This is a genomic window from Ancylomarina euxina, assembly GCF_003863355.1.
Lineage (GTDB): Bacteria > Bacteroidota > Bacteroidia > Bacteroidales > Marinifilaceae > Ancylomarina > Ancylomarina euxinus.
This window is the reverse complement of the sequence record NZ_QQWG01000004.1, coordinates 59,071-72,342: the sequence shown is the minus strand read 5'-3', so window position 1 is coordinate 72,342 and position 13,272 is coordinate 59,071. Positions and strand designations below refer to the sequence as shown.

Annotated in this window: 14 protein-coding genes and 1 riboswitch; of the genes, 10 read left to right on the top strand and 4 right to left on the bottom strand. The window is 33.1% G+C overall.

The window, feature by feature from the left end:
* Positions 1-49: 49 nt before the first annotated feature.
* The gene (locus DWB61_RS05635; protein WP_125029923.1) at positions 50-1,219 is read left to right on the top strand and encodes a tetratricopeptide repeat protein; all 1,170 of its coding nucleotides are present in this window, start codon (positions 50-52) and stop codon (positions 1,217-1,219) included.
* Between the two features lie 429 nt (positions 1,220-1,648).
* Here the strand turns inward: DWB61_RS05635 and DWB61_RS05630 are convergent, their stop codons facing one another.
* The gene (locus DWB61_RS05630) at positions 1,649-2,104 is read right to left on the bottom strand and encodes a hypothetical protein (RefSeq protein ID WP_125029922.1); all 456 of its coding nucleotides are present in this window, start codon (positions 2,102-2,104) and stop codon (positions 1,649-1,651) included.
* A 655-nt stretch (positions 2,105-2,759) separates the two neighbouring features.
* Between DWB61_RS05630 and DWB61_RS05625 the strand changes: the two genes are divergently transcribed.
* The 8 genes from DWB61_RS05625 to DWB61_RS05590 all read left to right on the top strand — a co-directional run bounded on the left by DWB61_RS05625 (position 2,760) and on the right by DWB61_RS05590 (position 9,475).
* Complete coding sequence (locus DWB61_RS05625; RefSeq protein WP_125029921.1) at positions 2,760-3,158, top strand: BlaI/MecI/CopY family transcriptional regulator; 399 nt, start codon at positions 2,760-2,762, stop codon at positions 3,156-3,158.
* Positions 3,145-5,331, top strand: coding sequence for a M56 family metallopeptidase (locus DWB61_RS05620; RefSeq protein WP_125029920.1), 2,187 nt, complete (start codon positions 3,145-3,147; stop codon positions 5,329-5,331). Before DWB61_RS05625 ends, DWB61_RS05620 begins: the two co-directional genes overlap by 14 nt.
* Before the next feature lie 116 nt (positions 5,332-5,447).
* Positions 5,448-5,804 (top strand): arsenate reductase family protein, encoded by a 357-nt coding sequence (locus DWB61_RS05615; protein ID WP_125029919.1) that lies wholly within the window; start codon positions 5,448-5,450, stop codon positions 5,802-5,804.
* A 146-nt stretch (positions 5,805-5,950) separates the two neighbouring features.
* Positions 5,951-6,448 (top strand): hypothetical protein, encoded by a 498-nt coding sequence (locus DWB61_RS05610; RefSeq protein ID WP_125029918.1) that lies wholly within the window; start codon positions 5,951-5,953, stop codon positions 6,446-6,448.
* Between the two features lie 2 nt (positions 6,449-6,450).
* The gene (locus tag DWB61_RS05605; RefSeq protein WP_125029917.1) at positions 6,451-6,651 is read left to right on the top strand and encodes a helix-turn-helix transcriptional regulator; all 201 of its coding nucleotides are present in this window, start codon (positions 6,451-6,453) and stop codon (positions 6,649-6,651) included.
* A gap of 220 nt (positions 6,652-6,871) precedes the next feature.
* The gene (locus tag DWB61_RS05600) at positions 6,872-7,687 is read left to right on the top strand and encodes a metallophosphoesterase family protein (RefSeq protein WP_125029916.1); all 816 of its coding nucleotides are present in this window, start codon (positions 6,872-6,874) and stop codon (positions 7,685-7,687) included.
* A 37-nt stretch (positions 7,688-7,724) separates the two neighbouring features.
* On the top strand, positions 7,725-8,321 hold the full coding sequence (locus tag DWB61_RS05595) for a hypothetical protein (protein ID WP_125029915.1): 597 nt from the start codon (positions 7,725-7,727) through the stop codon (positions 8,319-8,321).
* A 140-nt stretch (positions 8,322-8,461) separates the two neighbouring features.
* A complete protein-coding gene (locus DWB61_RS05590) occupies positions 8,462-9,475 on the top strand; it encodes a tRNA dihydrouridine synthase (protein ID WP_125029914.1) in 1,014 nt (337 codons plus the stop codon).
* A 238-nt stretch (positions 9,476-9,713) separates the two neighbouring features.
* On the opposite strand, the gene DWB61_RS05585 is transcribed toward DWB61_RS05590, so the two are convergent.
* The gene (locus DWB61_RS05585) at positions 9,714-10,886 is read right to left on the bottom strand and encodes a twitch domain-containing radical SAM protein (protein WP_125029913.1); all 1,173 of its coding nucleotides are present in this window, start codon (positions 10,884-10,886) and stop codon (positions 9,714-9,716) included.
* Positions 10,887-11,056: 170 nt separating this feature from the next.
* On the opposite strand from DWB61_RS05585, the gene DWB61_RS05580 reads away from it, so the two are divergent.
* On the top strand, positions 11,057-11,530 hold the full coding sequence (locus DWB61_RS05580; protein ID WP_125029912.1) for a superoxide dismutase [Ni]: 474 nt from the start codon (positions 11,057-11,059) through the stop codon (positions 11,528-11,530).
* 72 nt (positions 11,531-11,602) lie between these two features.
* Here the strand turns inward: DWB61_RS05580 and DWB61_RS05575 are convergent, their stop codons facing one another.
* Both DWB61_RS05575 and thiD read right to left on the bottom strand, forming a co-directional pair.
* Entirely contained in the window at positions 11,603-12,088 is a 486-nt protein-coding gene (locus tag DWB61_RS05575; protein WP_125029911.1) for a YciI family protein, read from the bottom strand.
* Between the two features lie 62 nt (positions 12,089-12,150).
* Positions 12,151-12,957 carry a bifunctional hydroxymethylpyrimidine kinase/phosphomethylpyrimidine kinase gene (gene thiD / locus DWB61_RS05570; protein ID WP_125029910.1) on the bottom strand — a complete coding sequence of 269 codons (807 nt, stop codon included), beginning with the start codon at positions 12,955-12,957 and terminating at the stop codon, positions 12,151-12,153.
* A gap of 118 nt (positions 12,958-13,075) precedes the next feature.
* Positions 13,076-13,172: riboswitch (TPP riboswitch) on the bottom strand.
* Between the last annotated feature and the right edge of the window lie 100 nt (positions 13,173-13,272).

Genomic DNA, 13,272 nt, shown 5'->3' with positions numbered 1-13,272 from the left:
TAATAAGTACGTAAGAAAGCTTCATAAGCAAAACAAAAACTATTTACTGATGAAAAAATTATCATTCATTATGGTTCTTCTTTTGTGTGTTTCAATGGTAAACGCTCAAAAGAGTAAAGTTACAGGAGCTAGTAATTATCTAACTTCAGGTAAACTGGATAAGGCAAAAGAAGCTATTGATGCAGGTATTGGGGATGAGAAATGCGCTGCCTGGCCAAAAGCCTATCTAATTCAAGGGAAAGTGTATCAAGCTATTTTTGAAAGTCCACTTCCTGCTTATACGAAGTTGTCAGAAACACCGTTGGATATAGCTTATGAAGCTTATATGAAATGTTTAGAACTAGATGTTAAGAATAAGTATGGCAAAGCTGTCAAAGCTCAAATGACCAATCTAATTCCTGACTATACGAATAGAGCTGTTCAATTCTATAATAGCGAAGATTACAGTGGAGCATTAAATGCTTTTGAGAAGGTTTTGGAAATCGAGAACTTAGAAATGTTTAAAGCCGATAATCTGGCTGTTGATACTGCTATTATTTTTAACGCAGGTCTAGCTGCTCAGAAAGCGAATAAACTTGAAGCTGCTATTAAGTATTATAAGCAGACGATTAGTTATAACTATGGTGAGGCTAAGGCTTATGCATACCTTTCAAAGGTGTTGAAAGATAATGGGAATGATGAGGAATCATTAACTTATCTACATAAAGGATTTGAATTATTTCCTAACGATGCCTATATGCTAGTTGAGCTAATTAACCACTATCTATTAGGAGGTGTGCCAAATAAAGCTGCAGAATATCTAGATAAAGCAATTGCTTTAGATCCAGAAAATGGTTCTTATTATAGAGCAAAAGGAAATTTATATGAGAAAACAAACGAACCTGCTAAGGCTAAAGAGATGTACGAAGTTGCTTTTGCCAAAGATTCTACAGATTATATTTCTCAATACAATTTAGGTGTTCTACAACTAAATGTTGCTGAAGAAGCTCGTAAGGTTGCTAATGACATTATCGATCAAAAGAAGTATGATGCAGCTATTAAGAACTTATACAAGTTATACGAAGAAGCACTTCCATATTTCACTAAGGTTGTTGAAATCAAACCTGATGAGCAAAACTCAGTTTCTACTTTGAAAGAACTTTATTTCAAACTTAGAAACGAAAAGCCTGAGTACATGCAGAAGTATGAAGAGTTTAAAGCAAAGTTAGATAACATGTAAGATGATCTAATCAAAATATTTTAAAACCTCCAAGAGATTATCTTTTGGAGGTTTTTTTATTATTCGAAATTGCTGTGAACTTAATAAAGAACTTTATTTCAAGCGAGCCTTTATTTGGAGTCTTCAGAATGCACTCTATTGATCATAATATGAATTATAAGACGCTCATAAATAGTTATTTATGAGCAGTGTACCGTAAAGAGCAGGGGTGTCGTAAAGTTAATGATTGAATTTATTTAGTACGTTTTTTCTTTTAATAAGGCATCATGTATCAACATCTTTTAGAAGAAATTTCCATTCAAATATTCAATGTTAAAAACAACCATATTAACGAAAAGTTAGTAGTTTACAGTCAAAAAAAAGGCTTGTCGATTTGACAAGCCTTGGCTATGATAATGTAAGGGGAGTGGTAGCACTCCAAAAACAATCCTAATTGACTTTCTTAAATATATAACGAGTAATAAAAATACCTTTTCCATCACCTTTGCCGCTATCACTTTCAACAGCAGATGTAACAAAGGCTAATTCCCAACCTTCGGTAACTAAAGCATTAATTTTTGAAGAAATAAGAGCATCATTTGAGGCAATATTTTGAAAGTTGATACCTGCAATACTATAAAAGTTTAATAGTTTGGTCTCTGCAAATAAACTTACTTTAGCATCTTTTCTTTTTACATCACTTTGTTTACTTTTCTTACCATCAGTACGTTCTGTTGTAAAATCCTTAGCATCAATAGGAGACTTTTCCTCAATAATTCTAGAACGACCGATTCCCATAGGAACAATTGACTCAACCGAAGTAATTACTTTATACTGTAATGATTGTGCGTTTGATTCAAAAACAAAAGCCATTGCTAGCAGAGCTAGAAGTAATAATTTTCTCATGTGAAATTTTAATTAAATTATTAGATTGATTATTTAAATTGTGTGTATTGCATTAGTCCGAATTTCTTCATTTTTGTTAAAATAGATACCAATATTAACAATTACTTTGGTGCATATCAAAAATGATACCAACTTTACCTGGCGTGCAATTTTTATACAAGCTAATGGATAGAATTCTCTGGGGAATCTTTTATAAAATTGTATCTTTCAAAACTAATTCATTTAATCCTAGAGCATCAAAAGGCAATAGTTAATGTGAATATTCAATTCTCAGCAAGGTTTCGCAAGATTTGTAGTTTTAGAATATCAAAGATTTTGATTTATATTTTAAAATCCAACTATTTAATGAACGTACAGTAAAGTCTTATAATTCATATTATGATCAATAGAGTATATTCTGAAGATTCCAATCGACCTTAAAAATTTGATAGGCTATTATTAATAACTATCCTTTATTTTGAGTTTATTGTGCTCATCGATTAGATATTATTCACAATAAATAGTTTAAATCTATTGAATTCACTCTTTGGTTTATTTTTCATTACAATGAATTCTTCGCTCCTAATTACGAAAATAATCGTAGTTAAGTTTTGAAATACGAATTCTATCGTATATATTTGATACGAAATTAATCGTAGTACAGATTCACCACAATATGAGACCACAGAAGATTAAACCAACCGAAGCCGAATTAGAAATATTACAAGTCTTATGGACCTATGGTCCATCAACCGTTCGATTTGTTAATGAAAAGCTTAAAGGCGAACGTAACGTCGGTTATACAACAAGTCTTAAAGTGATGCAAATAATGACTGAGAAAGGCATGTTGGATCGATATAAAGAGTCTCGAACTCATATTTACTCTGCATTAGTAGAAGAAAAAGCGACCAAAATTCAACTTATGAATAAATTCGTGAGTACCCTTTTTGGTGGATCAGCCTCGGGAATGGTCTTACAAGCTCTTGGAAATCATAAATGTAGTACTGAAGAATTAGACGAAATAAAGAAATTAATTGAAAGTATAGAAAAACAAACAGATCATGAACCTAAGTAGTATAAGCATGCACAGCTTGTCAGAAGCTTTGGCATGGACTATTTTCCATTCTATTTGGCAAGCTGCATTAATCGCAGGACTTTTAGCCCTTACTTTTCGATTTATTAATAAAAACAACGCGCGAATAAGATATACAATGGCTAGTTTAAGTCTGCTGTTAATATTTGTTTCGGCAAGTTTTACTTTCTTTTTATCCTTACCGGCAGAAACACGGCCCCATATTCTAAATCTGTCTGGTTTAAGTTCGAATGTAATTATAAATACAACGAATTCAGGTTTCTCATGGGCCTCGCTTAAAAGCCTCTTGCCCACTCACATTTTATTCCCTATTCTTTTAAGAATCTGGATAATTGGCATTTTTCTGCTTTCATTCAGAATGGTGATTAATTATACAACTGCGCTTCGATTAAAAAAGCATAAAGCATTTACTCTTAATGAAAAGCATATGGCTTTAGCGTATCATGTATTGGAGCGTTTTGATATCAGAAAAAAAGTTTTGTTTAGAGAATCATCTTATATCGATTCTCCATCCTTAATAGGATATTTTAAACCAGTTATACTCCTACCTATTAATTTGTTAAGTGGTATTCCAAAAAATCAATTAGAAATTATAATTGCTCATGAGTTGGCTCATATCAGTCGTCACGACTATTTGGTTCAATTTATACAGGGCATCATCGAAATACTATTTTTCTACCATCCTATGGTTTGGTGGCTGTCTTCTGTGGTTAACACCGAAAGAGAACACATTTGTGATGATCTGGCGGTGAAGGTTTGTGGTGAATCGTTAACCCTAATTAAAGCCTTAAATAATATGGAAAGTATCAGAAGAAAAAAACCTGAATTAGTTTTGAGTTTTTCAGGAAAGAAAGCGAACCTTTTACATAGAGTTCGTCGAATATTAAATCCAGTAACGGTCAAACATCCCAAACTAGAACGTGGTTTATTGAGTGCCTTATTTGTGTTTGCGCTATCTGGAATGATCCTATTTTCAAATCTGGCAAATTCTAAAAATCAAGTTCAAGTTGAGTCAAAAAACTCAACAAACCTATCAATTGGTGAGTTTGATGGTGTTGAAATGTCACATGCCTCACCGATTATTCATGCTCCTCAAAAGAAAAAGAAGTTAACGAAAAATACTATGGTAGCTCCTGCAAAACCTGCTATAGTAAGTGCATCTGAATTACCAGCCTTACCTGAGTTACCAGAAGTTACGGAAAAAGCTGTTACTGTTTCAGATACGATAAAGGAAGTTAAAGAAGTAATTGAAATTCAGAAAGAAGCTTTAGAGGAAGCTCTTAATGAATTAGAAGAAGTTAATGTTCAAATAAATGAAGAAACCATAAAAGAGCTTAAAGAGAGTTTGAAGGAATTGGAATCAGTCGACATTAATATTGAAAAAGAGCTTATTAAGGCTGAAGCTGAGATGGAAATTGAACTCAAAGATTTGGAAGAGATTAATGAACATGATTCTTTGATAGAAATTGATGACAATACTGATTTAAGCGAAAAGGAAAAGAAAGAACTAAAAGCTAAAATTAAAACTTCTTTAGAGAAGGTTAATTCTGAAGAGTTTCGTCAACAGATTCGTGAGAACCTGGAACGTGGCAGAGAAAGCTTAATGAGACAAATGGAGAAGATCAATTCTGGTGAATTTCAAAAGAATATCGAGATTCAAAAAGAAAAGATCAAGAAATCTAAGAAGAAAAATATAAAGACGAAGATCAAATTTGATTCCAATAAAACACCCTTATGCCTCCTTAATGGCTTTGAAATCAGTAAGAAAGTCATAGAGAAACTCGATCCTGCTTCAATAGATTCAGTTACAGTATTAAAAGATGAAGCTTGCAAGAAAACTTATGGAGCTAAAGCCAAAGATGGTGTAATCCTTATAAGAACTAAGAATACAGTTAGTATTGATTCTCCAAAGAATAAAGCTTTTAAGTTTAAAGGAAAAACGAAGACTCCTCTCTATATTATTAATGGTGTTGAACTTTCATGTGTTCAGTCTATTGATGATATTGATCCAAATGAAATTGAATCGATGAATTTACTTAAAGATGCGTCAGCTATTGATAAATATGGCAAGAAAGCAAAACATGGTGTTATTGAAATAACAACTAAGACACACAGGAAAGCACCTTCTTTTAATGAGTATATGAAAAATAAATAGAGTTTTATCTCCTCTTAAATAAATTTAACGACCCTTATGGGTCGTTTTTTATGTCCTGAATATTTCGATGCAAAATATAAAATGTATTAGCTTTGAGTTTTAAAATAAATTCAATCATGACAAATAAAATCTACTACCTATCTACCTGCTCTACCTGCCAACGAATTATGAAAGAACTTGGCATAGATGAGACGTTTAATCAGCAAGATATAAAAACAGAAAATATTAATGAAGCGGACTTAAAAACTTTTGCCAAACAAGCAGGTTCTTATGAAGCTCTATTCAGTAAAAGAGCTATGAAGTATAAATCAATGGGCTTAAAAGAAAAGAATCTTTCTGAAGAGGATTATAAACAATTGATGCTGGATGAATATACTTTCCTTAAGCGCCCTTTTATTCTTATCGATGGTGAAGCTTTTGTTGGTAATTCTAAGAAAATCGTTGAGGCTGCCAAAATCAAATTGAATAAATAAACAATTTCCCGGTCATTCGATGAATATATAGAATTGTTTATTAACTCATCGAATGATTTATCATATAAAAATAACTGATTGATATTTGCTTTTTCCATAATGTAAAGTATATTTGTCTTAAAGTAAAAATATTTAAATATTACATTATGGAAATACATGAAATTATTAGCCCTTTAGTTATTCTATTTATAATTGCGATATTTATTGTAATTAAGCCAAAGAAAGATATAAGAGAACCTGCAGTTGAAAATAAGATAAAGCTGCTTCCCTATTGGTTTAAATACATTGGAATGATCGTAGCTGTTATTGGTTTTGTTTTAAATTTTGTTGTTGATATTAATTATCCAAATATTGAACGCGAATACTTAATATTTACTATGGTTTTTGGCTTATTAATATTTGCTTTATCTTCAGAGAAATCTGAGGATGAATTATTAAAACAGATACGTGCTAATTCAATTTTTTCCGCCTTTTTTATTGGAATATTAATTCACCTTATACTTCTATTCTTGAATCATTGGATTGGTGGTCCTATTAAAGAATATTCTTCAATTTATGTAATTGGATGGATGTTAGGAGTCTATATTGGAACGTTTTATTCAGCAAAAAAAAGATTGAAAACTCTTAATTCAATGGACTATTAATCATGAAAAACACCATAAAAGTAGAACGCGCCATTCTTGATCTGACACAAGAAGAGTTAGCTCAGAAAATAGGCGTTTCTCGTCAGACCATTAGCTCTATCGAAAAAAACAGGTATGTTCCCTCGACAGTTTTGGCTCTCAAAATGTCAAAACTTTTCAATAAACCCGTCAACGATTTTTTTTCTTTAACAACAGAGGATTAGTCCAGTTTTTATAATTGTATTTTAAACGATCTTGTGCTAAATTAGTTACAAGATCGTTTTATTTAGATCTCTAAATCATTTCATTCTTCTATACAATTGTTTTCCATAATAATAGAAGTTAATAAATGTTATAAAAAGAGGTAAAACTCTTTAATTCGTTAATTTTATAGTCTTTTTCAAAAGAAAATGGATTGATATCCGACCAAACAATAAATTGACAATGCAAAGAAGAAAATTTATAAAACAAACAGGATTACTTAGTCTAATAACTGTTTCAGGCTTATTGACAGGCTGCAGCCTGCCCTTTGAATATGGTCCACATGATATAAAGGTTAAATCTGAGTTTCGGAATTTAACTCAGAGAAACCTGGACAAACTAATGGCGATTGACAATAACAAATCATCTTTTAGATTCGCCTTTATTTCTGATAATCATACATTTTATGATGATTTCGAAGATCAAATAAAAGATATCAATTCCAGAGATGATATTGATTTTGTTATTCATGGTGGGGATATCACATTGAGTTCACTGCATAAGGAGTTTACTTGGTTTAACGAGATTATTGGAAAATTAGACGTACCCTTTCTTACCGTTATTGGTAATCATGATCATTTATCAAATGGGAAAGCTATTTATGAAAAATCCTTTGGTCCTACCAACTATACATTCACATTTAGAGGTGTAAAATTCGTGATGTTTGATAATGTCATATGGGAAAATGGAAATAAAAATCCTGATTTCGATTGGTTTAAAGAGAACCTTAAAAATGATGATAATTACAATCATGTTTTTCCTGTTTCACACATTCCACCTTGGGCAGATCAATTCATCAATCAAAACGAATCTATTTTTAATGAAATGATGCTTGAAAAAAACATAGAACTTTCTATTCATGGTCATACCCACAAATATTATTTCGATAAAAGATATGATGAGATTGATTATTTAGTTGTTGGTGATACTCCAGATCGAAATTATGCAATCATTACAGTTGATGAAGATAATTACAGTGTTGAAAAAATTATCTTCTAATATTTCATTTAATAAAGCTAAAAGATTAAATACTGATATGATTCAAAGATTTATATATACAATTATTGCGATTATAATGTTATCGACATCTGTTCTTGCAAACGGGAGCATGACTGAACAGGATAGTGTAAAGAGAAAATGGTATGTTCCAAGGGCAGCTAAGATTCAATATGCAGGAAATATTGGCTTCATGGCTATAGGTGCCACTTATTATATCGTAGATGATTGGTATCAAATGTCTCTCATGTATGGCATAACTTCTAGTCATTCTGATACAGACCGACTAAACACCTTAGCACTTAAGAACACTTTCTTGATTAAAAAATTTCATTATAAAAACATCACATTTAGTCCAACAGCCGGATTAAGTGTAAACCTTGCCTCTACTCATAATACGTATCGAAAATTCCCAGATCATTTTCCTGATCAATATTATTTTCAAAATAAAATTCACTTTGCTCCCTTTGTTGGAGGAATGATTTATTATCCACTTCCTAATAAAACGATAAAAGGAATCGATTTTTATGCTGAGGTTGGCACAATGGATAATTATTTGCTTGAAGCCATAAGAACGGATTACGTTAAGTATAGCGATATCTGGAATTTATCATTGGGATTAAGCCTGTATTTTTAGGGGATAAGCCCTATTATTAAGACATTTAGCCTTATTTCACGTTTAGTTAGCAAATTAAACATGAGATAAGGCTTTTTTACTTTTGCCTTTCGTTAAAAAAACTTTAGATTTGCAATGTTTATTAATTCTAAATAAAAGCAATGCAATCTAATTTTTGGCAGATACAAACGAGTCCCTCCTTTTCATTGGCACCTATGGAAGATGTTACTGATACCGTTTTCCGTGAAATGGTTTTGAGGAATTCAGAGAAAGATAAGTTACATCTTTTATTTTCTGAGTTTACCTCAACGGATGGTTTGTGTCACGAAATTGGCCATGATAAGGTCAAGCATCGCCTACAAATTAGTGCAAGTGAGCAAAAACTATTGAAAGATAAGTCTGTTAAGCTAATTGCTCAAATCTGGGGTAAAAATCCCGAAAAATATTACAAGACCGCTCAGTATATTGCTCAAGAAACTGATTTTGATGGCATTGATATCAATATGGGCTGTCCTGTAAAGAATGTCGTAAAATCGGGTTGTTGCTCTGCTCTCATACAAGAACCTGAACTCGCTAAGGAAATCATATTGGCAACTCGAGAAGGTTCAAACCTACCTTTAAGTGTGAAGACTAGAATTGGATTTAATGAAGTTGTGACTGACTCATGGGTATCCCATTTATTAGGTATGCCTATTGATGCGCTTATTCTTCATGGACGTATTCAAAAGCAGATGTCAGAAGGTTTAGCTGATTGGAACGAAATTAACAAAGCGGTAACCTTAAGAAATGAGATTGCTCCTCATATTAAGATTATCGGAAATGGTGATGTCTTGTCTTATCAAGATGGTCTGGATAAGGTAAATCAGTTTGGAGTTGATGGTGTGATGATTGGTCGAGGTATTTTCAAAGATCCCTGGTTGTTTAATCCAAACCTATCCGAGGTGGACGAAAGAACTCGTTTGAAAATGCTTTGGGAACATACAGAACTTTATGAACAAACTTGGCAGGGCAATAAGAATTTTGCCATTCTGAAACGTTTCTTCAAAATCTATTGCAAGGAATTTTACGGAGCAGCCAAATTATGCCACGAACTTATGCAAACTTCTTCAGCAAATGAGGTGAAAAATGCTCTGGAATTCCACAAAACGAATGTTGAAATGAAAGACTTGGTCTAATTGCGACTTTTATTCTGGACTGACCCTTCTGAGAATGGCATATTTAAATCGAAGAAGCATCCTATGTCAGAATAGCCCTAAAATAGGGCCGTCTGAGTAGGGTTAGAATCGTGTAAGCACCTGTTTATCGGTTTTTTATTCCTACTTTTTAAGCTTCAAAATCTGCTTGCAACTAGATTTAGTTATCAAAATAAGGGGATCTCACCTTAAATATTCTGAAAATAGATCTGGATTATAATTATTTATTTGTATAGAAAGTTCCGAAGGTGTTTTTTAAGTCAGTTGATGACTCCCCACGCATTTTATCGAAGAGTTCTGTTTCTTCGATGAACTTTTTCCAATGCTTACTTAAGTCTTCAGCTTGCATATAAGCTATGCATTCTTCAAATTGTTTCAAGACAGATTGAGGCATCTCATTTTGATTAGCCCAGCTATAAAATTCATCGAAGGACTTTTCAATTTTACTTTTTAATTGCTCAGGAATAGCTTTGATATTATAAAAATGAGGTCGCTCCAATATATTGATATAGAAATCATCTTTTCCAATAATCTCCAGATCCAGACAGGTTTTGTATAAATCAGGTAGGTTGGCAATAGATAGAACGGAAATGGTGGGTGCAATTTTGAACCTGATGTGTGACAATTCTCTAATGGCATTTCTGTTCTCTACAAAAATATTCCAATTAAAACCCTTTCGAATATACTCACCTAGGTTTTTATGGGCATCCAAACTGGCTAAAATTTCCACATGCTCGAACTGTTTCCAATAATCAAGAATTTGATGCCCTTTAAACTCAAGTACCGAAAAGTTGGTATTATATCGTAGGCGAAGTTTAGTGTGCTTATTATCAATTAGGTAATTTAAAAGAGCATAATGCTCCTCGCTTAATAGTGGTTCTCCACCAGCAAAGTATATTTCTTCTGCTTTTAGAAGTGCCTCCCCAGTTTGAGAGATGAAATTCTTAAAATCCGTAATATTTTGAATTAAAGCTGTATTGCCTGCGTTTCTTTTCAGTTTATTTGCCTCAGGAAACCAGGCTGAACTGGCACCGTGCCAACAGGTTCGACAAGCAAAATTGCAGGCATTCGAAAAGCGAATGTCAAAATAGATAGGCAAGGGATTTACTTCGCTCTCATTTCTCCATACAAATCGCTCGTGAGTCTCTTGTCTAATAGATTTACCTCCTGCTTCTTCGAGTTTTAAACAAACGGCACAACGCGGGTCAAATTCCCCATTTTTAAATTTATTCCTTAAGGCATTTATGGCATCACCCCGCCAAATATCACTGAAGGCTTGCGTGTTACAATTACCGTATGTGATATTGGATACACAACAAGCTTTGACATATCCTGCATTACCCACGTGGTAATGAATAAAGGGCATTAAACAAAAAGGACGTTCTGAATTCATATTGCAAATATAAACGAATTGCCTATTTCAATTCATATTTTAAGGCCCTATTTGTTTTTATTGGATAAGCTAAATAAATACAGCCTTGTCTTTATTTAGGCTTCACTATATTTTCAGATCTCGCTTAATTGGATTAATTTCAATTAATTTTTAAAATAAAACCATCGATTATGAAAGAGATAAAAGTATTGGCTCTTGTTTGCCTAATGTTTATGGGATTTGGATCAATCAAATCATATGCTCACTGTGAAATTCCATGTGGAATCTATAATGATGAAGCTCGTGTAAAAATGATGTATGAGCATATTCAAACCATTGAGAAGAGTATGAAACTAATTATTGAACTGTCTGCTGTCGAAAAGCCAGATTACAATCAGCTGATACGCTGGGTTAATAATAAGGAAGAACATGCCAATAAATTACAGGCTATTGCGACTCAGTATTTCATGTTCCAGCGTGTTAAATTGAGTGATGATCCAGTAATGAAGGCTAAAAGTATGAAACAACTTGAGCTTCTGCATAAAATTTGCGTGTATGCGATGAAAGCCAAGCAGAGTACCGATATGGAGATGATTAAGAAATTGAACAATACCGTTCATGGTTTTGATCATGCTTATTTTATCAAAGAAGAGCATAAGCATTAATCCAAATGTATATCTTAAAAAAACACCTCTTCGTATTCACGAAGAGGTGTTCTATTTATAGGTATTAGGAACTTATTCTGCAATAGATTGCTTTGTTAGTTGATTGTGAATGGAATTGATCTCTTTGATTGCAGCAGAGCCATACCAAGGATGTAATTCCATAACCAATCGTCCCGCTTTAATGGCAGGATCACTTTCTGTCAGCTTTTTAGCTTCTTCTACTGTGGCCACATTAAAAATATAAATACCCCGAATATCTCCATCATCCATAAAGGGCCCGGCAAGTACTAAAGTACCTTCCTCGGCCATTTTCATGATATTCTCTAAATGTGCCTTTTGCAAGTTAGCAGCTGTGAGTGAGTCCTGACCTCTGTTAGGTCCTCTCTTTAGAAAAGCCATTACATAAGAACTCATTCCGTATTGATCAGCCTCTAATTTAAGAGCCAATTCTTGATTATAAGCCTTTGTATTAGTTCTTCCTTTTTGGCTTTGCTCTTGACAAGAGCTTAAAAGAATTAGTATAGATACGAATGTGAATAAGAACTTAAATGCCTTCATAACTCCAAATTTTGAATTGTATTTGAAATGTAAGCAAAAATTTTTAATTCATTTTAGAATCATTATTCCCAATATTGATGAAAGTGATGAACTGGCCCATGACCTTTGCCAATTTCATAATCTATTCCAGCTTTTATCGATTCTGTAATATAAGTTTTAGCACGTTGAGCTGATTCTGTGATACTAAATCCCCTTGCCAGAAATGCAGCTAAGGCTGATGATAAAGAGCAACCTGTACCATGTGTGTTCTTTGTGTCAATACGTTTAGAAGCCAAATCGATACTTTCTGAAACCTCTAAATCATACAAAACGTCTATTAAGTCTTCTTCATCCAAGTGTCCCGCTTTTAATAAAACTGAAACCTGGTATCTGTCGGCCAATTCTTTTGCAATCCCACGAAACTCTGACTGTTTCTCAATTTTTCTACCTAGTAATATTTCAGCTTCAGGTAGATTAGGTGTGATGATTCTAACCTTGGGAAACAATACTTTTTTTAAATGATTGATCGCGTCATCTAATAACAATTTATCTCCTGAAGTCGCTACCATTACAGGATCCAGAACGACATGCTTAATTTGATATTTATCCAGGCAATCGGCAATAACCTGAATGTTTTCAGTAGAATGCAACATGCCTATTTTAATGGCATCTGTTCCAATATCATCAAGAACCGCTTCGATCTGTGATCGTAATATTTCAGATGGAATAGCGTGAACATCGCGAACGCCAATTGTATTTTGTGCTGTGATGGCCGTTATGGCAGAGCTTGCATAACATTGGCAAGCTGAAATACTTTTGATGTCGGCTTGAATACCCGCTCCGCCACTCGAATCACTTCCTGCTATAGTTAGTACTTTTTTATAGTGCATCTTGTTCTACTTTTCATTTTTCATATTTTACTGGCTTCTTCATTCAAACTTTTCTAGAACAAAAAAACCGACTCGTAGAATACGAAACGGTCAGAACAAGAGTATCTAAATACACCAGATCTATAAAGATTCGTTTTCCTACGCTGCAATTATGCCTATCAGGTTCTAGGGTTTTATCTCAGCCTGATAATTATCAAGCACCCCTAACGATGTGATAAAGATATTCAATTTATGATTAGATCAATAAAATGTAAGGTTTTTCATTTAATTGCAGCTTAGATCAATTCTTATAGCTGATTTAGTGTGAAAAATTAA

What these genes read in the sequence shown, in the direction of transcription:
- DWB61_RS05615 (WP_125029919.1), top strand. Translation starts at nt 5,448, where the DNA reads ATGACAAATAAAATCTACTACCTATCTACCTGCTCTACCTGCCAACGA.
- DWB61_RS05620 (WP_125029920.1), top strand. Translation starts at nt 3,145, where the DNA reads ATGAACCTAAGTAGTATAAGCATGCACAGCTTGTCAGAAGCTTTGGCA.
- DWB61_RS05630 (WP_125029922.1), bottom strand. Translation starts at nt 2,104, where the DNA reads ATGAGAAAATTATTACTTCTAGCTCTGCTAGCAATGGCTTTTGTTTTT.
- DWB61_RS05590 (WP_125029914.1), top strand. Translation starts at nt 8,462, where the DNA reads ATGCAATCTAATTTTTGGCAGATACAAACGAGTCCCTCCTTTTCATTG.
- DWB61_RS05610 (WP_125029918.1), top strand. Translation starts at nt 5,951, where the DNA reads ATGGAAATACATGAAATTATTAGCCCTTTAGTTATTCTATTTATAATT.
- DWB61_RS05575 (WP_125029911.1), bottom strand. Translation starts at nt 12,088, where the DNA reads ATGAAGGCATTTAAGTTCTTATTCACATTCGTATCTATACTAATTCTT.
- DWB61_RS05605 (WP_125029917.1), top strand. Translation starts at nt 6,451, where the DNA reads ATGAAAAACACCATAAAAGTAGAACGCGCCATTCTTGATCTGACACAA.
- thiD (WP_125029910.1), bottom strand. Translation starts at nt 12,957, where the DNA reads ATGCACTATAAAAAAGTACTAACTATAGCAGGAAGTGATTCGAGTGGC.
- DWB61_RS05580 (WP_125029912.1), top strand. Translation starts at nt 11,057, where the DNA reads ATGAAAGAGATAAAAGTATTGGCTCTTGTTTGCCTAATGTTTATGGGA.
- DWB61_RS05585 (WP_125029913.1), bottom strand. Translation starts at nt 10,886, where the DNA reads ATGAATTCAGAACGTCCTTTTTGTTTAATGCCCTTTATTCATTACCAC.
- DWB61_RS05635 (WP_125029923.1), top strand. Translation starts at nt 50, where the DNA reads ATGAAAAAATTATCATTCATTATGGTTCTTCTTTTGTGTGTTTCAATG.
- DWB61_RS05600 (WP_125029916.1), top strand. Translation starts at nt 6,872, where the DNA reads ATGCAAAGAAGAAAATTTATAAAACAAACAGGATTACTTAGTCTAATA.
- DWB61_RS05625 (WP_125029921.1), top strand. Translation starts at nt 2,760, where the DNA reads ATGAGACCACAGAAGATTAAACCAACCGAAGCCGAATTAGAAATATTA.
- DWB61_RS05595 (WP_125029915.1), top strand. Translation starts at nt 7,725, where the DNA reads ATGATTCAAAGATTTATATATACAATTATTGCGATTATAATGTTATCG.